This window comes from Burkholderia lata, from assembly GCF_902499025.1.
GTDB classification, from domain to species: domain Bacteria; phylum Pseudomonadota; class Gammaproteobacteria; order Burkholderiales; family Burkholderiaceae; genus Burkholderia; species Burkholderia lata_C.
In genome coordinates, this window is the sequence record NZ_CABVPW010000027.1 from 54,349 (window position 1) to 77,794 (window position 23,446).

At 66.1% G+C, this 23,446-nt stretch carries 20 protein-coding genes; 10 read left to right on the top strand and 10 right to left on the bottom strand.

What is annotated here, in order from left to right; genetic code table 11:
• Positions 1 to 41: 41 nt before the first annotated feature.
• Entirely contained in the window at positions 42 to 782 is a 741-nt protein-coding gene (locus tag BDI24065_RS25565; protein ID WP_122948379.1) for an acetoacetate decarboxylase, read from the bottom strand.
• Positions 783 to 1,225: 443 nt separating this feature from the next.
• Between BDI24065_RS25565 and BDI24065_RS25570 the strand changes: the two genes are divergently transcribed.
• Positions 1,226 to 1,807, top strand: coding sequence for an undecaprenyl-diphosphatase (locus BDI24065_RS25570; RefSeq protein WP_175033598.1), 582 nt, complete (start codon positions 1,226 to 1,228; stop codon positions 1,805 to 1,807).
• Between the two features lie 26 nt (positions 1,808 to 1,833).
• Here BDI24065_RS25570 and BDI24065_RS25575 read toward each other — a convergent pair whose 3' ends face one another.
• The 3 genes from BDI24065_RS25575 to BDI24065_RS25585 form a co-directional block, all read right to left on the bottom strand.
• Positions 1,834 to 2,058, bottom strand: a complete 225-nt coding sequence (locus BDI24065_RS25575; protein WP_175033599.1) for a hypothetical protein — start codon at positions 2,056 to 2,058, stop codon at positions 1,834 to 1,836.
• Between the two features lie 173 nt (positions 2,059 to 2,231).
• A complete protein-coding gene (locus tag BDI24065_RS25580; RefSeq protein ID WP_175033600.1) occupies positions 2,232 to 3,053 on the bottom strand; it encodes a siderophore-interacting protein in 822 nt (273 codons plus the stop codon).
• Between the two features lie 38 nt (positions 3,054 to 3,091).
• On the bottom strand, positions 3,092 to 3,802 hold the full coding sequence (locus BDI24065_RS25585; protein WP_175033601.1) for a PadR family transcriptional regulator: 711 nt from the start codon (positions 3,800 to 3,802) through the stop codon (positions 3,092 to 3,094).
• Between the two features lie 774 nt (positions 3,803 to 4,576).
• Here BDI24065_RS25585 and BDI24065_RS25590 point away from each other — a divergent pair.
• The 5 genes from BDI24065_RS25590 to BDI24065_RS25610 all read left to right on the top strand — a co-directional run bounded on the left by BDI24065_RS25590 (position 4,577) and on the right by BDI24065_RS25610 (position 12,692).
• Positions 4,577 to 5,578 carry an FHA domain-containing protein gene (locus tag BDI24065_RS25590; protein WP_175033602.1) on the top strand — a complete coding sequence of 334 codons (1,002 nt, stop codon included), beginning with the start codon at positions 4,577 to 4,579 and terminating at the stop codon, positions 5,576 to 5,578.
• Positions 5,579 to 5,598: 20 nt separating this feature from the next.
• Complete coding sequence (locus BDI24065_RS25595) at positions 5,599 to 9,618, top strand: TOMM system kinase/cyclase fusion protein (RefSeq protein ID WP_438820035.1); 4,020 nt, start codon at positions 5,599 to 5,601, stop codon at positions 9,616 to 9,618.
• A 33-nt stretch (positions 9,619 to 9,651) separates the two neighbouring features.
• A complete protein-coding gene (locus tag BDI24065_RS25600) occupies positions 9,652 to 9,996 on the top strand; it encodes a BMA_0021/BMA_0022 family TOMM bacteriocin (protein WP_175033604.1) in 345 nt (114 codons plus the stop codon).
• Between the two features lie 16 nt (positions 9,997 to 10,012).
• Entirely contained in the window at positions 10,013 to 10,375 is a 363-nt protein-coding gene (locus tag BDI24065_RS25605) for a BMA_0021/BMA_0022 family TOMM bacteriocin (protein ID WP_175033605.1), read from the top strand.
• Between the two features lie 79 nt (positions 10,376 to 10,454).
• Complete coding sequence (locus BDI24065_RS25610; protein ID WP_175033606.1) at positions 10,455 to 12,692, top strand: TOMM precursor leader peptide-binding protein; 2,238 nt, start codon at positions 10,455 to 10,457, stop codon at positions 12,690 to 12,692.
• A gap of 241 nt (positions 12,693 to 12,933) precedes the next feature.
• Here BDI24065_RS25610 and BDI24065_RS25615 read toward each other — a convergent pair whose 3' ends face one another.
• Together BDI24065_RS25615 and BDI24065_RS25620 are read right to left on the bottom strand one after the other, a co-directional pair.
• Entirely contained in the window at positions 12,934 to 13,488 is a 555-nt protein-coding gene (locus BDI24065_RS25615; protein ID WP_175033607.1) for an AidA/PixA family protein, read from the bottom strand.
• A gap of 11 nt (positions 13,489 to 13,499) precedes the next feature.
• Entirely contained in the window at positions 13,500 to 13,727 is a 228-nt protein-coding gene (locus tag BDI24065_RS25620) for a hypothetical protein (protein WP_175033608.1), read from the bottom strand.
• 446 nt (positions 13,728 to 14,173) lie between these two features.
• Here BDI24065_RS25620 and BDI24065_RS25625 point away from each other — a divergent pair, with 446 nt between their 5' ends.
• Together BDI24065_RS25625 and BDI24065_RS25630 are read left to right on the top strand one after the other, a co-directional pair.
• Positions 14,174 to 15,628 carry an aldehyde dehydrogenase family protein gene (locus BDI24065_RS25625; RefSeq protein ID WP_175033609.1) on the top strand — a complete coding sequence of 485 codons (1,455 nt, stop codon included), beginning with the start codon at positions 14,174 to 14,176 and terminating at the stop codon, positions 15,626 to 15,628.
• Between the two features lie 85 nt (positions 15,629 to 15,713).
• Positions 15,714 to 17,327, top strand: coding sequence for a GMC family oxidoreductase (locus tag BDI24065_RS25630; protein WP_175033610.1), 1,614 nt, complete (start codon positions 15,714 to 15,716; stop codon positions 17,325 to 17,327).
• A 67-nt stretch (positions 17,328 to 17,394) separates the two neighbouring features.
• Here the strand turns inward: BDI24065_RS25630 and BDI24065_RS25635 are convergent, their stop codons facing one another.
• On the bottom strand, positions 17,395 to 18,282 hold the full coding sequence (locus BDI24065_RS25635) for a SphA family protein (protein WP_175033611.1): 888 nt from the start codon (positions 18,280 to 18,282) through the stop codon (positions 17,395 to 17,397).
• Between the two features lie 379 nt (positions 18,283 to 18,661).
• Between BDI24065_RS25635 and BDI24065_RS25640 the strand changes: the two genes are divergently transcribed.
• On the top strand, positions 18,662 to 19,708 hold the full coding sequence (locus tag BDI24065_RS25640; RefSeq protein ID WP_254609865.1) for a helix-turn-helix domain-containing protein: 1,047 nt from the start codon (positions 18,662 to 18,664) through the stop codon (positions 19,706 to 19,708).
• A 48-nt stretch (positions 19,709 to 19,756) separates the two neighbouring features.
• Here the strand turns inward: BDI24065_RS25640 and BDI24065_RS25645 are convergent, their stop codons facing one another.
• Together BDI24065_RS25645 and BDI24065_RS25650 are read right to left on the bottom strand one after the other, a co-directional pair.
• Positions 19,757 to 20,134, bottom strand: a complete 378-nt coding sequence (locus BDI24065_RS25645) for a RidA family protein (protein ID WP_175033613.1) — start codon at positions 20,132 to 20,134, stop codon at positions 19,757 to 19,759.
• Positions 20,131 to 20,967 (bottom strand): alpha/beta hydrolase, encoded by an 837-nt coding sequence (locus BDI24065_RS25650; RefSeq protein ID WP_175033614.1) that lies wholly within the window; start codon positions 20,965 to 20,967, stop codon positions 20,131 to 20,133. Before BDI24065_RS25650 ends, BDI24065_RS25645 begins: the two co-directional genes overlap by 4 nt.
• 274 nt (positions 20,968 to 21,241) lie before the next feature.
• Between BDI24065_RS25650 and BDI24065_RS25655 the strand changes: the two genes are divergently transcribed.
• On the top strand, positions 21,242 to 22,552 hold the full coding sequence (locus BDI24065_RS25655; RefSeq protein ID WP_175033615.1) for an MFS transporter: 1,311 nt from the start codon (positions 21,242 to 21,244) through the stop codon (positions 22,550 to 22,552).
• A 44-nt stretch (positions 22,553 to 22,596) separates the two neighbouring features.
• On the opposite strand, the gene BDI24065_RS25660 is transcribed toward BDI24065_RS25655, so the two are convergent.
• Positions 22,597 to 23,304: a GntR family transcriptional regulator gene (locus BDI24065_RS25660; protein ID WP_175033616.1), complete on the bottom strand. Its 708-nt coding sequence runs from the start codon at positions 23,302 to 23,304 to the stop codon at positions 22,597 to 22,599.
• Positions 23,305 to 23,446: the final 142 nt, after the last annotated feature.

Below are 23,446 nucleotides of genomic sequence, written 5' to 3' on the forward strand. Positions count from 1 at the left end.
CGTGGTGAAAGGATTGACAGGGAGAAAGGACTGCGGACGTGTTACTGAGCCAGGTAATCGTAGACGACTTCGCCAAGGCCGAGTGTCAAATCCGCGACGATGTGGCGGGCTTCGACGATCTCGAGCACCGGCAGGTCGGCCACCGGCGCGAGCGCGTGCGGCGCCAGCTCGAGCGATGCGGGGCCCGTCCACGCGCCCTTCATCTTGATGTCCTGCATGTAGTAGCGCACCAGTTCGCAGACGCGCGCGGTACCGTCGACGTGCGGGATGATCTTCAGCAGGAAGTTCGGGCCGGCGAGACGCTTGGTCTGCTCGTCGATGTCGAGTTCCTTGTGCTTGTAGCCCATCGTGCCGGTGGCGACGCGCACCTTGCCGTAGTCGAGCGTGCCGAGGAGGTGGTCGGTGTTCACGTGCAGCGTGGGTGACGCGAGCTTCTTCGGGAAGCCCCACAGTTCGCGGCCGCCGGCGATCGGCGGGTGGTCGTCGAGATACATCGCGAGCGTATAGCCGCCCGGCTGGCCGTTGTATTCGACAGGAATCACCTGGCCGCTTTCGGTGTAGTCGCCGAAGCCGGTCGAATCGGCCATGCGAATGAATTCGTAATGCACGAGCGGCTCGGTGATCTGCAGCGGCTCGGGGACGATTTCGCGGAGACGGTCCGGATCGGTGCGATACGTGATGATCAGAAACTCACGATCGACGAAACGGTAAGGGCCCATCGGGAAGGCAGGGCTGGTCAACGGCATCGCAAACGCTTTCGATCGGACATCGCTGGGTTTCATGCGGACTCCTTGTTGTTGATCGCTTCGTGGATGAGTGCTCGTAAGCTCGTAATCCTATGCCTGTGCGTTACCGTTGTGCGATGCCGCATTTGGAATTAATTGTTGCCGATTTCGAAGAATTCGCAGCGTAAATATTGAGATGAATGACGCAAACGGTCTGGACGGCACCCGGCGTCCCGATGTTCGCACCCGTCGATGACGTCACGATGTGAAAAAGGTGAGCCTTTTCGGGAGGTTGGGTGAGCCTTTGCGGGAGACAGTCGCGCGGGAGTATGACAATTGTGTGAACTTGTGTTGCAGTGCAGGCTCTAAGTGCGTTCGCCGCAGCAGGCTTCGTCCGTTGCGGCTGCCGCATTAAGCATCGCTTAAGCGGGTGCGCCTTAGCATCGTTCGTATCAGGCCGGGCAACCGGCCGATTTTTTACGCCCCACGCAACCGGATTCATGCAGACCCTCAATCTCACCCTCTTTTCCGCCATCAACGCCGGGGTTGCGCCGCAGCCGGGCGTTGCCCGCCTCGCCGTCTTCGCCGCCGATTGGCTCGTCTACGCGTTGCCCGCGATGTTGCTGCTGACCTGGATCTTCGGTGCGCGCCCGACGCGGCGCCAGGCGATCGAAGCCGGCGTCGGCGTGTGCGTGGCGCTTGCCCTCGCGCAGGTCATCGGCCATTTCTGGTTCTCGCCGCGCCCGTTCATGGCCGGCGTCGGCACGCAGCTGATTCCGCACGCGCCGGACAGCTCGTTTCCGAGCGATCACATGACGTTCGCGTGGAGCATGGCGGCCGGGTTGATGCTCGGCGGCACGACCCGGCTCACCGGGTTCGTGATGGCCGCGATGGCCGCGGCGATTGCATGGGGACGGATCTACGCGGGTGTGCACTGGCCGTTCGACATGGCGGGCGGCGTGCTGGTCGGTACCGCCGGCGCGCTGGCCGCGCACCTGTACGGGCAACGCGTGACCGCACTGCTCGAACGGCTCGGCGATTCGGTGCATGCGGTCGTGATGGGCCGCCGGCACGCGCCGTAAGCGGCAGGCGATCGGGCAGGACGCCGTCAGCCGGGTGTCTTGGCCGATTCGGCCGATGTGGACGGGCCACCGCCCGCATCGTGCAGTTCGGGTGTATCGGCCGGGTGTTGAGCGGCATCGCGGTCGAGTGCGCTTTCCTTCAGGATCGCGCACATCGCGACGAACAGCGCGAGTACCACCGCGGCAAGGCCGCAATAGCCGGCGATCTTCAGGTTGCGAAGGAAAGGCGAAGCGTGGCTTTCTTTTGTCATGACCGGGCGCTCCTGGGCGGGCTGCGGCGGCTGTCGCCCGACAGCGGCGTCGCACACACAGATATATACCAGCCGCGATAGCGGTGCCAAGCCCGCTGGTGCGCCGACGCCACGATTGTGTCATCGGCCGGTCAGCTTCAATCGGGTACCCCTTTCCCGGGTACCCGCATCCATCAGTCTTCCAGCGTTTCGTGCACGGCCGCCGCGCCGCGCTTCCAGTAGGCCGCCGCGCGGATGCGCGACTTGTCGACGCCGCGCTCGCCGGTCAGGTGCTGGCGTACCGCACGCATCGACAGCGCTTCGCCCGCCGCCCACACGTAGCCGTCGCCGGACGGCGGCAGCGGCAGGTTGCGCACGGCATTCAGCAGCAGGTCGCCGTCTGCGGCGTCGGTTTCAGCGCGGAAGCGCCAGATCTCATGCACGTCGGCGCGCGTGTCGAACGCGATCTGCGCGGTGCGATCCGCGACTTCCATCACGACGGCCACGCGCGCACCGGCCGGCAATTCCTCGAGACGCCGCGCAACCGCCGGCAGCGCCGTATCGTCGCCGATCAGCAGGTGCCAGTCGAAACCGGTCGGGACGACGAACGAACCGCGCGGGCCGCCGATGCCGAGCCATTGGCCGACACGTGCCTGTGCTGCCCACTGCGACGCGGGGCCCGGATGGTTCAGCACGAATTCCAGATCGAGTTCGCCGGCGGCGCGGTCGAAGCGGCGCGGCGTGAAGTCGCGCGCGACCGGCTTCGGTTCACCTTCCGGAAACTCGGGACCGTTCGCGCCGAGCGTCGGCAGCGCGGGACGTTCGGCGCCGGGCGGCGGGAAAAATACCTTCACGTGATCGTCGAACGACGCGGATTCGAAATCCGCGAGATCGGGGCCGCCGAGCGTGACGCGCAGCAGGTGCGGCGTCACGGTGTGCACGCGCAGGACCTGCAGCAAGCGGAACTTGAGGGTGTGGCGCACGCGGGTCACGGTGCGGTCGGATGTGTTCTGCATCAATCCGTTCTCCTTAGGGTTTGACGGGGCGGCGCGGATTACGCGCCGGTGCCGCCTTCGATTTCGGCCGTCGCGCGGCGCATGATGGCCGCGATGCGCCGCTGTTCGGTGGCGTCGGCGGCGCTCTTGTGCAGCAGCGCGCGCTTGAGGGCGAGACGCGCCTCGACGAACTCCGGCAGCCAGCCCGCTTGCGTATCGTCCGGTGCTTCGTTGCCCGCCGATTCCCCGGCGAACGCACGGCGCATGAATTCCATCTTGCGTGCGAGATGCGTGAGACGCGCGAACAGCGTGTCGACACGTTCGCGCTGCGCGTCGAGATGCGCGCGGCCGGCGTCGGTCAGCGCATAGCGCTTGCGGTTGCCTTCCGCCTGCGACGCGACGAAGCCGACTTCTTCGAGATACGTGAGCGCCGGATACACCATGCCGGGGCTCGGGCTGTAGAAACCGTTCGAACGCGTGTCGAGCGCCTTGATCAGCTCGTAGCCGTGGCTCGGTTGCTCGGCCACCAGCGCAAGCAGCAGCAGCTGGAGATCGTCAGAGCTGAACTGGCGGCCGCGCGGCATGCCGTCGTCGCCGAAATCGCCAAAGCCGCCGCGCCCGCCACGGCCACCGAACGGGCCGCCGCCAAACGGATCGTGGCCGCGACGATGGCGGCCGATCGCGTACCAGAGACCGGCGAGCCCGTCAGGGCGGGCATGCGCACCATGACCGTCGCATCGGGCATGGCCGCGGGAAGGGGTGTGTCGCATGATCGTGTCCTGTATGTCGTAAAACATATCTAAAGATATATATCGAAAGATAGGTCGTCAAGGACATTTATTGGGGTTGGATGAAGCGCGCCGTGCGCGTGTGACTCACGTGCCGGTTCGGATGACCGGATGGTCGACGGGACGTCAGCGTTCGTGACCGGTCAGGCCATCGATCCGGGCGTACAGCCGAGCCGATTCCAATCGATCTCCCGATGACGTCGCGAACCATTCGACATCGCATAACCGCGATTGTCGGTAAATCAATTAAGACGGGTTTTCAAAACTCCGGTTGCAATCATTCGAATTTCAGAAATGATTTGATTTATTTTCTATAATCCAAACAAAATTTGCGCTCTGGAAAAGATCGTTGAATCGGTTCCGTCCTTCAATGTGACGGTACTTCACCAGTGCTTGATTCACCGGGGAGGCGCGGCGATGATGATCTTCGACCCTTTATTTGCAACCCGGAAATCCTTCGAAAATGTAAAGCATTGCAATGTGAAATACATGGCGCGGTATTACGGTTGCAGTTTGTGATTTTATTTGGCAGGATTTTCATCAAGTTGCTCTGCTTTAAAACAATAAAGAACTCGATAATTCAATTGAATGAAATGACGCACGCGGGTCGAGCAACGATTTGAAAGGAAGCTGACAAGAAAACAGGTAACGAGGCGGCGAACAGGCGGCATTGTTCGCGATCATTGAATCAATCGCTGGCCCGGCAACGTCGATGCGTCACTCGAGCGATCCGGGCGAAACCGATACGGGGCGGCCATGGCGATGCTCAAGAACCACTCTTCCGGAGAAGCTTGCCTGCTCCGCGCGTATCACGTGTTCGGCCGCGATGCTGCGCGCTGCGATACGGTCATCCAGGACGCGTCGGTGTCCCGCGTCCATGCCCATATCCGCTGGGCTGGCGGGCGGTGGGAACTCCACGATCACAGCAGCAACGGCACGGCGGTATCGGGTGTGCCGTTGCGCGACGGCGAGCATGCGGTGCTGCAGCAAGGCGACGTGATCCGGTTCGGCAGGGCCGGGAGCGCGCCGTGGCGCGTCGATACGCTCGACGATCCGGCCGACACGCTGTGGCCGATCCGCGGTGCCACGCATCCGATCGTGCTCGTGCCGCGCCAGATCCTGCCAGCCCGGGCGGCGCAGCCGGTCACGATCGTCCGGTCGCCGGCCGGCGAATGGCTGTGCGACGACACGTTGCCGCCGCGCACGCTCCATGATGGCGATGAAGTGTCGACCGGCGACTGCGCGTGGCGCCTGTCACTCGTGCGCGCCGGTTCGACGATGCAGATTGGCGCATCGGCGCATTCGGCCGCGCCGGTGCAATTGCTCGAATTCTTCGTCAGCCAGAACGAAGAGCACGTGCGCATGTTGCTGCATGTGCGCGGCGGGGTGGTCGACCTTGGCGAGCGCGTCCATCACTATGGCCTCGTCACGCTTGCCCGCGCGCGCTCGGCCGACATGCTGGCCGGTTATGACGCCACCACGCAAGGCTGGATCGAACTCGACCGCCTCGCGCGCATGCTCGGCATCGATACGTCCCACGTCAACGTGCAGATTCACCGCGCCCGAAGCCAGTTCGCGGCGCTGCCGGGGGCGAATGGGAGCCAACTCGTCGAGCGCCGGCGCGGCAGCGTCCGCTTCGGCGATGTTCCGTTCCGCATCATGCGCGGCGAGCACCTCGAATGCCAGTCGGTGCCGGACGTCGAGTCGCGTATCGGTGCGCGGCCCGCGGCGCCGGCTCCTGTCGTCCACTACTCGTGAACGCGGCCGAACCGGCAGTGATGCCGACCGTATCCCGCGCGCCCGTCGAGCCGGACGCACCTGCGCCGCAGCAGTCCGCCGCGCCTTTCGCCGCGCTTGCCGGCAAGCGGCATTACCGGCTCGGCGCGCGGCTCGGCGAAGGCGGCGCCGGCGTGGTGTTTCGCGCGACCTGCGACGAGACGGGACAAGACGTCGCGATCAAGCTGATGCGTGACGATGCCGCGCTGGGCGCGGAGGAACGCGCGCGCCAGCGTGCGCGCTTTCGGCGCGAAACGAACCTGTGCGAAGCGCTGCGGCACCCGAACATCGTGGCGCTGCTGGACAAGGGGGACGCGCCGGACGGGCGGCTGTTCGCCGTATTCGAGCTGGCGCAGGGCCGGACCTTGCGCGACCGGCTCGCGGCGGAAGGACCGCTGTCGGCCGTCGACACGGGCCGGCTGATGACGGAGGTGCTCGGCGCGCTCGGGGCCGCACATCGGCGCGGCATCGTGCATCGCGACCTGAAGCCGCAGAACATCGTGATCACGACGGCCGAGGACGGGCCGCACGCGAAGCTTCTCGACTTCGGCATCGGCGCGTTGCTGCCCGCCGCGGAGGACATCACGCGCCATCCCGCGACGCTGGCCACCGAGGTGCTCGGTTCGCCGCCCTATTGCGCACCCGAGCAATTGCGCAACGAGCCGCCAACGCCCAAAAGCGATCTGTATGCGTGGGGCCTGGTCGTGATCGAGTGCCTGACGGGCGAAGTCGTCATGCGCGGCGCAAGCGTGGCCGACATTCTCTATCAGCAGCTCAGCCCGGTGGATGTCGCGCTTCCGCCGTCGATCGCGTCGCATCCGCTCGGCGCGGTACTGCGGCACGCGCTGAACAAGAATCCGGCGCAGCGCGTGGCGTCGGCGGACGCGCTCGCGGAACAGTTCCGCGTGCTCAATTTTGCCGCGCTCGTCGGCCAGTTCGATGCCAGCCGCACCAGCCGGCAGATGCGCCCGGACCCGCTCGCGCCGCGCGGCGACACGCTTACGACGGCCGGCGAGTACCGGCAGGTCACCACGCTGTGCTGTTGCGTCACGATCGTCGGCGACGGACGACAACGCCATGCGGGAGCCGATCACGGCGCGTTGCTCGACGGCTACGAGGAGCACTGGCTGACGAAGTGTGCCGACATCGCGGTCGGCTATGGCGCACATGCAGCCGGACGGCTCGGCGACACGCTGCTGTTCCATTTCGGCCTGCAAGGCGATATCGACCGGCCCGCGCGCCGTGCGGCGCGTGCGGCGCTCGACATGGTGCGGGTGGCCGAGCGCGCGCAGCTGCCGGTGCCGGCGGCCGTCGGCGGCGCCGGTCATCGCAAACGCTGGCGTGTCGAGGTGGCGGCCGCCATTCACGTCGGGCAGGTGCTCGCGCATGCATCGCACATGTCGGGCGTGACGACGCCGGCCGTGGCGTCGCGGCTGCTGCGGCTGGCCGGACCCGGGCAGATCCTGATCAGCGACGACGCGCGGCTCGTGCTCGAACGGCATGCGGACTACCGGCCGACCTCGCTGCGGCTGGCGCGGGCAGGTCTCGTACCGCAGCCGGTTCATGAATTGCTCGGTGAGCGTCAGGTCGATACGCCGTTCGATTCGCTCGATGCCGGCATGCGCGCAGCGATGGTCGGCCGTGCGCGCGAACTCGACGCGCTGCTGCGCGCGTGGCAGGAGACGCTCGCGCGACATCGTCGCGCAGTGCGCGGCAAGACCGCGCCGCACGGCGTGCCGCGGCTCGTCGTCGGCGAAGCGGGAATCGGCAAGTCGCGGCTCGTGCACGAGCTGTGCGAGGCCGTGCGGCTCCAGGGGCATGCATTCGCACACTGCGGGTGCCTGCCCGAGCGGGAGAACCATGCGCTGTTTCCGATCCTGCGGTTCATCGGCGCGCATTGGCATGTCGACTCGGAGAGCAAGACCGGTTTTGCACTCGCGGCGATCGACGCGATGATCGCGCCGCTCAAGTGCGATCACGCGGCGGCCCGTGTCGCGCTCGCGACCTGGCTGGGGCTGCCCTGCGATGCGAAGGGACTCCTGTGGTCGAGTGCGCGCGAGCAGCACGCACTGTTCGACGTCCTCGAGCAACTGATCGTGTCACTCGGCAACGGCGCGCCGGTGCTGCTCGTCGTCGAGGACATCCAGTGGATCGATCGCTCGACCGAGGATTTTCTTGCGTACCTGGGGCAGTCGCCGCGCGCAGCAGCGCTCGGCATCGTGCTCACGTCGCGCCCCGACAAGCTCGGTCGCTGGCGCGAGGCGACCGAGCGCCTCGTGCTGCGCCGCCTGCCGCGCGACGACGCGCAGCGCCTGATTGCGGCGCACCTGGGCGCGGGCGCGTTCGATCAGCCCTGGCTCGAGCAGCTCGCCGACCGCACGTCCGGCATCCCGCTGTTCATCGAGGCGGTCGCGCGCGACCTGGTGATGAGCGGCGCGGACGGAACGCCCGAGGGGCTGCGGGAGACGGACCCCTACCCGCTTCCACTCAGTCTCGGCGGCATGCTCGGCCTGGTGCTCGACCGCATCGACGACGCGCGCGACACGGCGCAGCTCGCCGCGACGATCGGGCTCGAGGTGGATGCGCAGTTGCTCTCCCACGCGTCGCAGCACGATCGGGCCACGCTCGATGCGCATCTGCGGGTGCTGATCGAAGAGCGGATCGTGTATGCGCAACATCGGCGCGATCGCGTGTTCTATTCGTTCCGCCATGCATTGATTCGCGACGCGGCTTACGAATCGATGCCGCCCGCCGTGCGGCGCAGCAACCATGCGAGCATCGGCCGCGTGCTGGCCGAACAAGCCGATCGCGGCGCCGGTGCGCATGCGTTCGGTGTCGCCGGGCATTTCGCGCGATCGGGCGCATTCGCGGAAGCGATCGCTCACGGCATCGACGCGGCACGCCGCGCACTCGACCGTTCCCGGTACGACGACGCGATCCGCTACGGGCAGGCCGTGTTCGACTGGCTCGGCAGCGCCGACTACCCGCAGCGCGAACACGACCGCGCGCGAATCCGCGCCACGCTGACGCACGCGACGATGGCGCGGTTCGGCTGGGCGGATCCACGGGTGCGCGAGCATGCGGAGCAGTTGTTGTGGCAGATGCAGACGCTCGACGATCCGGAGCTCGAGATCAGCGCGTTGTGGACGCTGTCGACCTACTACCACGTCGCCGGCGATCGTCCCACCATGCGCCGGATCGGCGTGCGGCTCGACGCGCTCGCGATCGAACGCGGCGATGCCGGCGTGCAGGTCGCGGCGGACGCGATGCGTGGCATGAGCCTGTGGGTCGATGGCCACCATGCGCGCGCGCGCGTCGCGTTCGACGCGGTGCTGGCCGGCTACGACGTGCGGCGTGACGCGGGCCACCGCCGCATCCTGGGCCTCGATACGCGCGCGTGGTCGATGGCGTCGCTCGCGAGCGTGCGCTGGTGCATGGACGACGATCCTCGGGCCGCACTGACGATGGCGCACGAAGCCGTGTATTGCGCAACCTGCCTCGACCATTTGCCGACGCTCGGCGTCACGATGATGTACCTCGCACGCACGTACCAGCTCGCGGGCGATCGCGATGCGGCACGCACGCTGTCGGAGGCGATCCTCCGCCTGTCGGACGTGCATCGGCTGCACGCGGTCGAACACTATGCGGCGATCATTCATGCGTGGGCACAAGGGGATCGCGCAGGCGTTGTCACGCACCTCGACGCGCAGCAGCAGTCGGGCGGCCTGCTCGGGCTGACCTACTACGCGTCGCTGCTTGCCGAGCTGGACGCCGCGCGCGGCGACTACGACGCGGCGCTCGCGCAGATCGAGCAGTGCCTCGCATGGTGCGAATCGACCGGGGAACGGTATTACGAAGCACAACTGTTGCTGAAGCAGTGCGAGTACTTGCGTCACGCCGCGCCGCGCAGCGGCGGCGTGACTGCGCCGGACGCGTGCCGGCGCGCAGTCGAAATTGCAACGGCGGCGGGCATGGGCCGGATCGCCAGGCTCGCTGGAGCAACGTTGCAGTCGTTGCCGTAAGCAGTTCCATTCATCATTCAGGAGAGCAGACCGATGAGCAAGGATCTTCGATTACCGACGTACGAACAGTTTCTCGAATACCGGGCCGCCGTCATCCGGGCGATCGCCCTCGCGTGGCATTCCCCGGCGTTTCTCGACGAACTCGAGTCCGATCCGGTCCACGCGTTGCGCGAGCATTTCGACTACCACTTCCCGTTCCGGCTCGACCTGAAAGTCCAGGTCAAATCGTCGACCTGGACGCCTGACGTCAACGGCGACTGGACGGCCGGCCAGAAGAACAAGCTCACGCTGTATCTGCCGCCCGCACCGGCGGACGAGGCGCAATTCGCGCAGGCGCTGGCCGCGTACAACGCGAACCACATCACCATCATGGAATGACCTCGGGGAAACCGACATGGCAAAGGACAACGCAAATCCGACGCTCGAATCGATGCTGGAGTTTCAGAAGGTCTATCTGCGCGCGATCGCGCTTTCATGGCGGAACCCGGAGTTCAAGGGCGAGTTGCTGGACAAGCCGTTCGAGACGCTCGCGAAATACTTCGGTTACCAGTGTCCGTGGATCATCGACATCGAGATCGTCAAGACGGGTGACGAGCATGGCTGGACCGGCAGCGGAAACGACGGCGGGAGCTGGAACCTGCCGCGCAACGTGATGACGGTCGGCATCCCGGAGCAGCCGACGAACCTGGACGAAGAGGCCGTTGCGCTCGCGGCCTACTGCGACGCGGGGCCGAGCTACCTGTTCACTTGCTGCTGATCTCGCCTTGATCCGGCGCGGCCCGGACCGCTTCCCCGGGCCGCGCAATGTTTGTTGACCCGTCGCACGGAACCAGACGATGCTCGAAGACTTTTCGCGCGTGTTGCGCTTCAAGCCGCATTTGCTCGTGCTCGATGCGGGGCCCGAGACGTTGTTCGTTGTCGATGAATTCAAGCGCGCGATGCTGACCGGCGCGATCTTCGTGCGGATTGCCGCTTGCCTGCGGGCGCGGATGGCGATCACCGAAATCGTGACGTCGCTGTCCGGCACGTTCGGCGAATGGGACGTGCTCGCGGGGCTCGATCACCTGGTGCGTCGCGGGTACGTGCGCGCCGATCGGCCGCATGACGACGATGACGCGCGCGGCTTCTTTGAACGCGCCGGACTCGACGGCGATGCGGCCTGCGCCCGCGTTGCCGGATTGCGGGTCGCGGTCGAAGCGTTTGGCGCCGACGCGGCGGCGCTCCGACGTGCGCTCGACACGGCCGGCATCGATGTTGCGCCGGACGCCGATCTGACCGTCGCGATCACAGACACGCACGACCGCGACGATCTTGCGGCGTGCGCCGCCCGCGTGGCGGCGCGCGGCGGGGCATTGCTCATCGTGGCGGCCGGCGGCGTGCAGACACTGATCGGCCCGTTGCTGGCCGGCGACGGCGCGCTCGGCGATGCACCCTGCATCGAATGCGTGCGCTACTGGATTCGGATCAACCGGCCCGTGGAAGCGCTGCTTGCACGCCATCACGGCAGCGACGCGACGCGGCTGCCGCCGGCTGTCTCGCGCGCCGCGGCCGCGGCCGCGGCGGCGCTCGTGGCGGCGACGGTCGAGCAGGTCGCGGTCAACCGCGCGGCATCCGAACGCGCGCAAACGCACATCGTTGCGCAGCGCATCGACACGCTGAGCGCCGAGCGGCATCGCGTGATCCGGCGTCCGCAATGCTCGTGCTGCGGCAATCCCGCGTGGATGCGCGAGCAGGCGGCGCGTGCGCCGCGGCTCGCCGGCCATGCGCCGCTGGCGCGCACCGACGGCGGCTACCGGAGCGTCGCCCCGCAACAGATGTTCGACCGCCATGCACACCTGATTTCGCCGGTCAGCGGTGCGATCGCATATCTGCATCCGATGCCGAAACGGCACGCGGGCTTGCGCAAGGTCTATGCGTCGGGCTTTCTCGTGTGCCCGGCCGCGGTTCCGGCCAGCAACCGGTTCGACAGGATCTGTTCCGGCAAGGGCCACACCGACGAGCAGGCCCGCGTGAGCGCGCTGTGCGAAGCGCTCGAACGATACAGCAGCGTGTATCAAGGTGACGAGGCGACGTTGACCGGCAGCATGGAAAGCCTGCTCGCCGATCCGGCTTGCGATGCCGCCCCGATCCACGTGAACGATCTTCAGCAGTTCAGCGAGCGGCAGTTCGACGCGCGCGAGGCGATCAACGCATTGACCCGTGACGTACGCAAGCAGGTGCCGCCGCGCTTCACGGCGGGTGACGTCATCGACTGGACGCCGGCGTGGTCGCTCGTGACCGGCCGGCGCCGCGCCGTGCCGCTGAGCTACTGCTATGCGGAAACGCCCGACAGCGCTCGGCCGCCGGTGTCATGCGTGCACAATCCCAATGGCTGCGCGGCGGGCGCGAGCATCGACGAAGCGATTTTGCAAGGCATGCTCGAGCTGATCGAGCGCGATGCGGTCGCGATCTGGTGGTACAACCGGATTGCGCGGCCCGGCATCGATCTTGCGAGTTTCGGCGACCCGTATTTCGATGCGCTCGTGCATGAGTACGCGACGCTCGGATGGCGCTTGTGGGCGCTGGACATCACCACCGATCTCGCCGTTCCGGCCGTGGCCGCGCTTGCGGAGAATCCGCGGGACGGGCGTTTCTCGATCGGTTTCGGCTGTCATCCGGACGGCCGCATCGCAGTGCAGCGGGCGCTCACCGAAGTCAACCAGTTGCTCGATGTCGCGGCGGATGCGCCGCATCCGTGGGATCGCGACATGCTTGTGGCGACCGGCTTCCTGTATCCGGCGGCCGGCACGCGCGCGACGACACCTTCGACGTGGCAGCGGATCGACACGGCGTCGGTGCCGGCGGCGCTCGCGCACTGTGTCGGGCGCATCGCGGAGGCCGGCATCGACGTGCTCGTCGTCGACAAGACGCGGCCCGACATCGGGCTGTCGGTGGTGCAGGTCATTGCGCCGGGGCTGTGCCATTTCTGGCCGCGTTTTGGCGCGCGACGGTTGTATTCGGTTCCGGTCGAACAGGGTTGGCGTGCGCAACCGTGCGACGAAGCGGACCTGAATCCGGCGCTGCTGTTTCTGTGATCCCCCTGGCGCCGTTCGCGACGGCGGGCGGCACCGGGCAGGCCGATTCCGCCTGCCCGGCGCCGCCGGTCGACGCACCGGCGCGGGATCACTTGCCCCGTTGACGGTGATGTACGGATCCCGGGTGACCTAGCCCTTCAGATGCGCGTGCCGGTTGTACGCGGCGACGACGAACGTATAGGTTTCGTTGCCGGGCGGCGGCGCTTGCGGCTGTCGGGCCGCCCGACCCAGGCAGTGGGACTCAGTCGAGGATCGTGATCGACGGGTCCCACTGGAAGTAGCCCACCAGCTTGCCGCTGCGCTGGTACACGGCCACGACGAACGTATAGGATGCCGAACCATTGCGTCGCGCGGTGGCTTGCCAGTAGAAGTCCGAACTGGGGCGTTCCTGTACGCCGCCGTTCGGCCAGCCCGGTGCGGGATCGGGCTCGGTCGGGAAGGTATGTTCGAAAATCGGGGTGGACAGCGGCGCCTTTTCCGGAGCCGTGTAGCCGATGAACCTGAACGTGTGAATGAAGCACTTGTAGTCCGCCACGTCGGTCAGGGAAATCGTGCGCCACCGGATGATGTCGTTGACCTCGGCCTGCATTTTCAGATCGCTCCCGGCCTGACCGGAAATGACGTTCCGGTCCGTGGTGACCATGTAGACGTCGTCGTAGCCGTTGTTCGGCAACAGCGTCGGATTCATGGGGTCCTGGCTGAGTTGAGTGCCCGGCTTCTGGTAGCCGAGGATTTTTTCCACGTCGAATGCGGTCAGGACATCGACGATGTTGTACGTACTCAAGATCTGGGACATGACAGCTCCTTTCACGCGTTATCGTTAAAGAAACTCTTTGCCGAGTGACGACGTGCGTGCGTCGGCACCTCTGCGATTGAATCCTGGAACTGGGGATTGAGGTAGTCCGGTTCGGTGATGCCGGAGGCCGTAAACCACGGGTCGAAGGCCGTGCATTTCGACTCTGCCGCCGCGGTCTGACTGAAACCGGCGCAGCAGCTCATCAAGGCGATCGCCACGCAAGTGCCAAGGCTTTTCATTCGTTTCTCCGCTTGTTCAGTGGTCGGTGGGGCAAGACGCCGGATACGGTTTGACGCGTTGCGCTGCCGTGTCGCGTGGCGTTGCAATGCGAATCGACCGGTTCGCTTCATCGATGGTGGAAATGGCGCGTGAGTGCTTTTTCGCGGATCGCGAATGCCGCCGCATCCGGGCGTTCCACTTCATGACGCACGCGTTGTGCCGCCTGCCGGGCGGTGCGTCGTCGTTCGATCGGGCGGTTCCCGTTCGAATCCAAGGCTAGGTGGACGCGGATGTCGGATCAATTACACGTGATTACACGGTCACGCGTTGCTGGCGGTGCGTGCATGTGAATCCTGCATTCGATGCACGGATGTCCCAGCGCCTGCGGAACCCGCGTCCTACAGTGGGCCAGATATGCCGATCCGCCTTTGGGCGCCGGATCAGCCTTTAATCTGGAGACAGCCACATGACAGCCGAGTACACCCTTCAACACCGGATCGCGGGCGACGCGTGCGACGCCGCGCAGGGCGAGTGGTTCGAGAAATTCGAACCGTGCACCGGGCACCTGCTTGCGCGCGTCGCGGCCGGCACCGGTGCCGACGTCGACCGGGCCGTGCGCGCGGCCCGTGCGGAATTCGACGGCGGGCACTGGAGCCGGTTGTCCGGCGCAGAGAGGGCGAAGCTGCTGAACCGGCTGGCCGACCTGCTCGAGCAGGACGCGGAACGCTTCGTCGAGCTGCTGGCGCGCGAACAGGGGCGCCCCGCCATGGAAGTGCGCGTGATGGACCTGCCGATGTCGATCGACACGCTGCGCTATTTCGCCGGGTGGGCGGACAAGCTCGAAGGCCGCCAGATTCCGACTGGCGGCTTCATGGGGCGCCCGACCGTCAACTACACGGTGCGCGAAGCGGTCGGCGTCGCCGGCCTGATCGTGCCGTGGAATGCGCCGCTGATGATCGCGTGCTGGAAGCTGGCGCCCGCGCTCGCGGCCGGCTGTACGGTCGTGATCAAGCCGTCGGAAGACGCGCCGCTCGCGGTCGGTGCGCTGGCGGACCTGGCGGCGCAGGCAGGCTTTCCGCCGGGTGTCGTGAATCTCGTGCACGGCATCGGCGCGTCGGTCGGCGCGGCGCTGGTCAATCATCCGGGCGTCGACAAGATCAGTTTCACCGGCAGCACCGAGGTCGGCCGCACGATCGCGCGCGAAGCCGGCGCTCAGTTCAAGCGGCTGACGCTGGAACTCGGCGGCAAGGCGCCGCAAATCATCTTCGACGACGCGAATCTCGAGCAGGCGATCGCCGGCGTCGCGATGGGGCTGTTCGTCAACCAGGGGCAAACGTGCGCGGCCGGCACGCGCGTGCTGGTGCAGCGCCGTCACTACGATGACGTCGTTGGCGCGCTCGCGCATGCGGCGCGGTCGGTCAGGGTCGGCACGCCGTTCGACCCGGCGACGCAGATGGGCGCACTCATCAGCGCCCGCCACGCCGACCGCGTGAAGACCCATATCGCAGCGGCGCTTCGCGACGGCGCGACGATGGTCGCGGGCGACGAGCCGGTGCCGTCGCAAGGCTTCTTCGTGCGGCCGACGGTGTTCGCGAACGTCGATCCGGCGATGCGCATCGCGCGCGACGAAGTGTTCGGGCCGGTCGGCACGATCATTCCGTTCGATTCGGAGGAAGAAGCCGTCGCGTTGGCGAACGACACCGTCTACGCGTTGTCCGCATCGCTGTGGACCCGCGATCTCGCAACCGCGCACCGCACTGCGGCGCGGCTGCGGGTCGGTGCGGTTGCAGTGAACGCATGGAGCCCGCTCGACGCGCGGCTGCCATGGGGCGGCTTCAAGGAGAGCGGCGTCGGGCGCGACCTGTCGCAAAGCGGGCTCGACGCGTACCTGGAGGAGAAGGTCGTCACGATCGCGATGTAGCCGCGCACGTGCCGGCCAGGAGACACCACGACAACAAGATCGCGGGCGTTGCATGGCTCGCCCGCCTATCCCACTCGACAGACACATGACTACTCAAGACCTGACCTTCGATTACGTCGTCATCGGCGCGGGTTCCGCCGGATGCGTCGTGGCCGCGCGGCTGATCCAGCAACGTGCCGGTTCGGTGCTGCTGCTGGAGGCCGGCACGCGCGACGACAATCCGTTTCACCGGATTCCGGGCGGCGTGATGCAGGTGTTCCAGAAGAAATCGTGGCCCTACATGACCGAACCGCAGCCGAACGCGAACGGTCGCAGCATGATCATCGCGCAGGGCAAGGTGCTGGGCGGCGGCAGTTCGGTCAACGGAATGATCTACATCCGCGGACAGCGCGAGGACTACGACGACTGGGCGACGCAATGGGGATGCACGGACTGGCGCTACGACGACGTGCTGCCGTATTTCAAGAAGGCGGAAGTGAACGAAAGCCTCGGGCCCGCGTATCACGGCCAGACGGGCCCGCTGCCCGTCAGCGAGAACCGCTATCGTCATCCGTTGACGGCTGCGTTCATCCGGGCCGGCCAGGAAATGGGGCTGCGCTACGTCAACGACTTCAACGGCGAAGTGCAGCAGGGCATCGGCTATTACCAGACGACGACGCGCAACGGCGAACGCGCGAGCACCGCGCAGACCTATCTCGCGTCGGTGCGCGACGACGCGAAGCTGAAGGTGGTGACCGGCGCGCTCGTGCACCGGATCCGGACCGACGCGGGGCGTGCGGTCGCGGTCGAATTCAGCGAGGGGGGCAATGCGCCCGTGTCGGTGCGCGTGCGCAACGAGGTCGTCGTGAGCGCGGGGGCAATCGGGAGTCCGAAGGTGCTGATGCTGTCCGGCATCGGGCCGGCGGAGCATCTTGCCGCGAGCGGGATCGATACGGTTGCCGCATTACCGGTCGGCCAGAACTTCCACGATCATCTGCACATGTCGGTGCAGGCATCGATTCGCACGCCGACGAGCCTCTACGGCGAGAACACGGGGCTTCGCGCGATGCGCCATTTCCTGCAATGGAAGTGCTTCAGGAGCGGGCTGCTGACCAGCAACATCCTCGAAGGCGGTGCCTTCATCGACACGCTGGGCACCGGGCGGCCGGACGTTCAGTTCCATTTCCTGCCGCTGCTCGACAACTTCGACAATACGCCCGGAGAGAAGCCGCCGGCGAGCGAGCACGGCATGTCGGTCAAGGTCGGCCATCTGCAACCGAAGTCGCGCGGGCAGGTGCGGTTGCGCAGCCAGGATCCGGCGGACCTTCCGACGATCGATGCGAACTTCCTGAGCGACCCGGCCGACCTCGACGGCCAGATCCGGGCGGTTCAGGCCGGGCTCAGGATCCTGTCGGCGAAGGCGCTGCAGGCGCACGTGAAGGAAATCGTCGCGCCGGCCCGGATCGATCCGGACGACCTGCCGGCAATCGAGCGATTCGTGCGGCAGGACATCAAGACCGTCTATCACCCGGCCGGCACCTGCAGGATGGGCACCGACCCGCGGACGTCGGTGGTCGACCAGAAGACGCTGCGCGTGCACGGCTTCGCCAATCTGCGCGTGATCGATTGCTCGATCTGCCCGCAGGTGCCGAGCGGCAATACGAATGCACCGGCGATCATGATCGGCGAACGCGGCGCCGATCTGCTGCTCGGTCGATGAAACGGGCGGCGCAGGGATGACCCGCGCCGCCTTCGCGTCGGGCGATGCCGACGCGATTCCGTTCGAATCAGAGCGGAAACACGGCCTTGAGCCAGAATGCGGCGCCTTCCGGGCGGTTGCGCACATCGGTTTCCATCTGGTATTTGGCGGTCACGAACCAGCCGTTCCCGCTGTCGTACTTGATCGACGGGCCGATCGCGAACGCACGGCCACGATTGCCGGCGATGGTTTGCCCGGCCTGCGAATCGTCCGTCATCTGCCGGTAGACATAGCCGCCTGCGCCGACCGTCAGCCCGTTGCCGAACCCCCAGCCCGCCGAATAGTCGACGATGAATTCCTGGCCGGACTGGTAGTCCGTCGCGTGGTTGCGCTGGTTGAAGGTCCACATCAGCTTTGCATCGAACACCGGCCCGGTACGGCCGCCGTACGAGATGCCCGCGATCGGCTGGATCGCCCAGACGTTTCGGCCGATGTTGGCCAGGTCGCCTTTGTCGTACCGGCCCGTCGGCGCGAAGAAATCGACCGCGAGCAGCGTGTGGAGCGTCGGCGTGACGTGCCAGCCGAGCGCCGGCCCGAACGTCATGTCGCCGACGCCGGTTCGCCGCTGCGATTGCCCGCCCGCGTGCACCTCGAGCGTGACGAGCGGCAGCAGTGCATGCATGGCCAGCGACGCGCCGGCAAACGTGTAAGGCGTGACCCACACGATCCGCGGTGTCACCGCATAGGCGGTGATGCTGAAGTCCGGCGGCGCGACGTTGCGACCGTCGTTGTCGCGCAGTTCGCCGGCGTGGTAGCGCTCCGCATAGATCAGCGCATAGAGCCCCGGTGGCGGTAGTGCGCAGCACAGGTAGCCTTCCGCCCCGGTCGGGTAGACGGAGCCGCCGCCTTCGGTTGCGTGAGCGCCGTGCGCGACGACGAGCGCGGACAGCATCACGGAAAGGGATTGTCGTTTCATCGCTTGTCTCCTCCTGCGGCGCGCGAGCGGCCGCCGTTTGTCTTCGGGCGGTGTGCGGGACGGCATGGGCCACGCACGTGAAACCCGGCCGGAAGCCGTGTTCCGCCCGTCAGCAGGGTGCCGCGCCAGTTTTTCGCTCGCATGTGTTTGCGTGCAGAGCCATCAGGAGTGCGGTGCATCTAGGGGAAATCTTTACTGCGTCAGGTAGCGTTCCGGCCGCGCATGGGAGTTGTGCGAATGTTCTTTCGCGTCGATGCGCCGTACGCTACGAGCCGATCCCCGCTCATCGATGCTGGCCGTGCGCGTGTCGGCGCACACGGCCGGAAGTCGGGCGAGTCGATCGTCGCGCCTGCTGCAGGTGGATGCAGGCGGCCAGGCAATGGACGTACTTGAAGGCCGGATTTTTCTGGAGGCGAACGTCATGATCGATTCGGGTGCGCATCCGCCGCGGCGGGAAGGCGGCGTGTCGTGCTGGTCGGAGCAGATCCGGCACCGGTTCTTTCCGCTGGAACTGAACGCCGGCGGGTCCGGCGAATTCGACGCCAGCGTCGACGTGTTCGATCATGCGCGCTGCCGCGTGGCGCGCATTTCGGCGAGTGCGCACAGCGCCTCCATCGGGCGTGACGCCTGCAAGACGCTGAAGCACCGCTACATCAAGGTGATCTGGCAACTGAGCGGCGTGGCGAGACTCGAGCAGGGTGCGTGCGAAGTGATCGTGCCGCCAGGGCATTTCACGTTGTACGAGGCGAGCAGCCCGTACTGGATTCAAAGCGACGCGCACGGCGAATTCGTCACGATGCTGTGCGAAGTGGCCGATCATGACGCGCTGCTGGCGTTGGCCCGGCACGCGATCGGCCGCGCGATGCCGACGACGGGCGGCGCGGCCGTGGCGCTCGCGAGCCTGCAGGCGATGATCGCCGAGGGCCGGCGCATGAATCCGCGCAGCCGCTTCGGCGTGCTGGAACTGGTGGCGACGTTGCTCGCCGAGACCATCGATTTCACTGACGGCACGGCGCCCGCTTCGCGGCGCAAGATCCGCGAGACGTTGCTGCGCGATGCGCAGCAATACATCCATCGGCATCTGGACGACGGCGAACTGTCGCCCGATCGCATCGCCGCGGCATTGAAGGTGTGCCGTCGCACGCTCTACCAGGCGTTCGAATCGATCGGCGAGCGGCCGCAGGCGATGATCCAGCGCCTGCGGCTCGAGAAGTGCCATGAAGTGCTGTCGCAGACCGGCGCCGACGGGGCGAGCATTACGCGTCTCGCGCTGCAGTCGGGGTTCTCCGATCCGGCGTATTTCGCGCGCCTGTTTCGCCGGCGCTTCGGGGTCACGCCGTCGCAGTGTCGGGATGCGGCGATGCAGGATGGGGGCGGTGCGGATTCGTCGAGTGAGTCGCGGTTGCACGGGAGGCAGGACGCGTGACCTTCTGGCGCCACGCCGCGATGCCAGGCACATCGTGCCCAAATCGCTTCAGCCCGGCAGCACCGCATTGACCACGATCTCGATGCCCATGCCCGGTACGACGAGCGCACTGACGACCACACTTGAGCGATTGGGATACGGGGCGTAGAAATACTCCCGGTATACGTTGTCGATGATCGGCATGCTGGCGACATCGGTTATCTGGATCTGCACCTGTGTGACGTCATCGAGCGAGCCGCCGGCGGCGGCCATCGTTCGTGCCAGATTGGAAAAGGTCAGTCGTGCCTGATCCTCGATCGGTCCCGTGTCGATGCTGCCGTCGGACCGGACGGGGCCATGCGCGGTGAACACCAGATTGCCCGCGCGCACCGCCCATGAGAAAGGCTGGCCGAGCGATGGCAGCCCGGTATCGATGACTTCCTTCATCGCACGTTCCCCCGCATCAATTCGTCGAGCATCGCATACCAGTCGCAATCCGGATCTCGCAGCGCGAGATGTGTTTCAAAGTGGTTCAAGTCGAGCGCTTCGCGACACACGACCGGGGCCGACTGGCAGGCCAGCAGGCTCGCCAGCCGACGATTCGACCGGATCACGCGTTCCGAATCGCGTTCCCCGTAGCTCAGTGCGAACGGCACCGTATTACCGGCGGTCCAGCAGACGGGGCTGAAGAGGCCATCGTCGTTCGCATCGCCGAGCACCATGTCGTACACCCGTGCTTCCAGGCTGCCTGCCGACGGGGACGGGTGCGCCAGATCCATGATTCCGCTGATCGGTGCGCATCCGCGTATCGTCACGCCGCCAGCGATCGCGTCGTCGCGCCCGCCCGGGCGCAAGGCCGTCAACGCGGCCAGATGACCGCCGGCCGAATGCCCCGCGACATAGACCCGCCGCAGGTCGCCCGCGAAACCCGGCGATGCGGCCAGCGCGCGCAGGAGCAGCGCGCAGTCGTCGAACGCGGCGGGCATCCTGCTTTCGGGGGCGAGGCGGTAGTCGGGCAGGACGAGCGTTGCCCCGAGGCGGACGACATGCTCCGCCATGAAGTGCCCCCATTCCTTGTAGCCGTTCGTCCAGCCTCCGCCGTGCCAGAAGATGACGACCGGCGGTTTGTCGGCGTGACTCGCATGGAAAACGTCGTAGCGGTGGAGGCGGCTCGGTCCGTAGCTGACGTTCCGCTCGGAAGCAATGCCGGCGGGGACGTCCTGCGCCCAGGACAATGCGGTGCGGGCATAGCTTTCCGCTTCGGCCGTCGGCAGCGGCATCTGCGCATCCAGTTGAAAAGGCGACGGGATCAATGGGTCTCCTCATGATCATCGTGCCGGCGACAGCGGGCCGCCGCGCACCGGTTGGTTAGCATGCCGGACATCATAGAGCAGCCTGAAATTTATAAAAAGAACAAAATTTATATTGACGGTGGTTATTGACCGACCAACAATGCGCCACATCGGATGACCGCCGTCGCGGAACGCGGCAGCAGGGCATCCGTCTTCGCGGGCAGGCGATTCGCGGGGATGACAAACAAGTCAGGAGACAACGATGGTTCAGGCGGTTGCCGTAGGCACCATGCGCAAGGTGACACTCAAGATCGTGCCGTTGCTGTTCGTGTTGTGGCTCGTGAATTTCCTTGACCGGGTCAATGTGAGCTTTGCGGCGCTAGACATGACGAAGACGTTTCATTTCACGCCTGAGCTCTACGGCTTTGGCGCGGGCATCTTCTTCATCGGCTACATCCTGTTCGAGATTCCGAGCAATCTGGCGCTGCAGCGCTTCGGCGCCCGCCTGTGGTTGGCACGCATCATCGTGACCTGGGGCATCGTTTCCGCGTTGCAGGCGTTCGTCTTCAACGCGACAAGCTTCGTGGCGATCCGTTTCCTGCTCGGTGTGGCGGAGGCCGGCTTTCTGCCAGGCGTGCTCTATTACCTGACTCGCTGGTTTCCGGCCGAGCAGCGGGCCCGCGCGATCGGGCAGGTGATGTCGGCCAACATGATCGCTGTCGTGGTAGGCGCGCCGCTGTCGGCCGCGATCCTGTCGATGGGTGACGTCGCCGGCCTGGCCGGGTGGCAATGGATCTTCATCCTCGAGGCGGTGCCGGCTGTTGCGCTCGGGGTGTTCGCGTACTTTTTCCTGTCGGACGAACCGGAGCACGCGCGATGGCTGTCGGCGCCGGAGCGCGAATGGCTCGTCGACACGATGCAGCGCGATCGTGAAGCCGCTGCATCGCTCGGAACCGAGAAACTGGGTGTGGCGATGCGGGAACCGATCGTCTGGCTGCTCGGGATGCTTTATCTGCTGGTCGGAACGGGCTTCTTCGGCATCACGCTGTGGTTGCCCCAGATCGTCAAGCAGATGGCAGCGATGTCGACGATCCAGGTTGGCATGCTGAGCGCGTTGCCGTTCCTGCTCGGTGCGATTGCGATGGTGCTCAATGGCCGGCATTCCGACCGGACGCTTGAGCGCCGCTGGCATCTGGCGATCCCGCTGGCGGTCGGCAGTCTCGGGCTGCTGGTAAGCGCGCTCGTTCACTCGGCTGCGCTGGAACTGGCGTTCGTCTGCGTTGCGATGGTCGGAATCGGCGCGTCGCTGAGCGTCTTCTGGTCGATCCCCTCGTCGTTCCTGACCGGTCGGGCCGCAGCCGGCGGGCTGGCGCTGGTCAACACCATCAGCGGCCTGTCGGGCTTCATCGGGCCCTATGCGATCGGATGGATTCGAGGGCACTCGCCCGACTTCTCCAATGCACTGTTCTTCATGGCAGGCAGCATCGCGGCAGCGGCCGTGCTTGCCGCGGTCCTGCCTTTTCCCGGTGTGCCGGGCCGCAAGCTCGACCCAACACCCCGCTCCGCAGCCTGACGGCCGCGCCAGTCGACCGCTCGCCGTGATCGCGCTACGCCGGATCAGGGCAGCAGTTGCGCGACAACCTGTGCGGTTTCGTCGATGTGCGCGAGCAGGAGCTTGCGCGCGCGCGGCGCGTCGCGATCAAGGACCGCCTCCATCAATTCCTGATGTTCCCTGACGATGTCGCGAGCGAGTGCTTCCTTCGGAAGCGGCGCGGCGAAGCGCATGCGGCGGTAGCGCTCGGAATGCCGCACGAGTTGCTCGTCGATGCGACGCAGCCACGTTGAGCGGGCGGCACTGATCAGGGACGCGTGGAAGCGTCGATGGGCGAGTTCCCAGCGATTTGCCGCCTGGATGTCGTCGGGTGCGGGCAGCGGCGTATGGACCAGCTTGTAGAAGGCGGCGGTGATCTGCGCACCCCATTCCTCGTCGCCGTGCCTGATCGCGTCGACAAGCAGGTCGCCTTCGATTTTCTTGCGCGCTTCGAGGATGTCGAGCAGATCGTCCCGTGACGCTTCGGCGACCCTGAAGCCGCGCTGCCCTTCGTTCGTGACGAGCCCGTCGCAACTGAGCAGCATCAGCGCTTCGCGAATGGGACTGATGCCGACGCCATAGCGTTCCTGAAGCGTCTGCGGCTTGAGCTTTTCGCCCGGCGGAAAGGCGCCGGACAGCAGGTCGTTCTGCAGGTATTCGTAGGCCTGTTCCGAAAGCGTCGCCTTCGGGGCATCGGCCGCCGCGCGTTGCAGTGTTTGCGCTCTTTGCACCATGTCCTGTCCTAGAACCGTCGTCCGGGGAGCGGACGCATCCCAAAAGTATATGCAGACGCTGAATTTATAGGGAAAACCACGGTTTTTGCAAGAACCTCGTAATTTATATAGACATTAAAATTTATAAATTATAAGGTTGCGC

Bases quoted from the DNA above. Each gene is read 5' to 3' on its own strand.
- BDI24065_RS25565 (WP_122948379.1), bottom strand. From the start codon at position 782: ATGAAACCCAGCGATGTCCGATCGAAAGCGTTTGCGATGCCGTTGACC.
- BDI24065_RS25570 (WP_175033598.1), top strand. From the start codon at position 1,226: ATGCAGACCCTCAATCTCACCCTCTTTTCCGCCATCAACGCCGGGGTT.
- BDI24065_RS25575 (WP_175033599.1), bottom strand. From the start codon at position 2,058: ATGACAAAAGAAAGCCACGCTTCGCCTTTCCTTCGCAACCTGAAGATC.
- BDI24065_RS25580 (WP_175033600.1), bottom strand. From the start codon at position 3,053: ATGCAGAACACATCCGACCGCACCGTGACCCGCGTGCGCCACACCCTC.
- BDI24065_RS25585 (WP_175033601.1), bottom strand. From the start codon at position 3,802: ATGCGACACACCCCTTCCCGCGGCCATGCCCGATGCGACGGTCATGGT.
- BDI24065_RS25590 (WP_175033602.1), top strand. From the start codon at position 4,577: ATGGCGATGCTCAAGAACCACTCTTCCGGAGAAGCTTGCCTGCTCCGC.
- BDI24065_RS25595 (WP_438820035.1), top strand. From the start codon at position 5,599: ATGCCGACCGTATCCCGCGCGCCCGTCGAGCCGGACGCACCTGCGCCG.
- BDI24065_RS25600 (WP_175033604.1), top strand. From the start codon at position 9,652: ATGAGCAAGGATCTTCGATTACCGACGTACGAACAGTTTCTCGAATAC.
- BDI24065_RS25605 (WP_175033605.1), top strand. From the start codon at position 10,013: ATGGCAAAGGACAACGCAAATCCGACGCTCGAATCGATGCTGGAGTTT.
- BDI24065_RS25610 (WP_175033606.1), top strand. From the start codon at position 10,455: ATGCTCGAAGACTTTTCGCGCGTGTTGCGCTTCAAGCCGCATTTGCTC.
- BDI24065_RS25615 (WP_175033607.1), bottom strand. From the start codon at position 13,488: ATGTCCCAGATCTTGAGTACGTACAACATCGTCGATGTCCTGACCGCA.
- BDI24065_RS25620 (WP_175033608.1), bottom strand. From the start codon at position 13,727: ATGAAAAGCCTTGGCACTTGCGTGGCGATCGCCTTGATGAGCTGCTGC.
- BDI24065_RS25625 (WP_175033609.1), top strand. From the start codon at position 14,174: ATGACAGCCGAGTACACCCTTCAACACCGGATCGCGGGCGACGCGTGC.
- BDI24065_RS25630 (WP_175033610.1), top strand. From the start codon at position 15,714: ATGACTACTCAAGACCTGACCTTCGATTACGTCGTCATCGGCGCGGGT.
- BDI24065_RS25635 (WP_175033611.1), bottom strand. From the start codon at position 18,282: ATGAAACGACAATCCCTTTCCGTGATGCTGTCCGCGCTCGTCGTCGCG.
- BDI24065_RS25640 (WP_254609865.1), top strand. From the start codon at position 18,662: ATGGACGTACTTGAAGGCCGGATTTTTCTGGAGGCGAACGTCATGATC.
- BDI24065_RS25645 (WP_175033613.1), bottom strand. From the start codon at position 20,134: ATGAAGGAAGTCATCGATACCGGGCTGCCATCGCTCGGCCAGCCTTTC.
- BDI24065_RS25650 (WP_175033614.1), bottom strand. From the start codon at position 20,967: ATGCCGCTGCCGACGGCCGAAGCGGAAAGCTATGCCCGCACCGCATTG.
- BDI24065_RS25655 (WP_175033615.1), top strand. From the start codon at position 21,242: ATGGTTCAGGCGGTTGCCGTAGGCACCATGCGCAAGGTGACACTCAAG.
- BDI24065_RS25660 (WP_175033616.1), bottom strand. From the start codon at position 23,304: ATGGTGCAAAGAGCGCAAACACTGCAACGCGCGGCGGCCGATGCCCCG.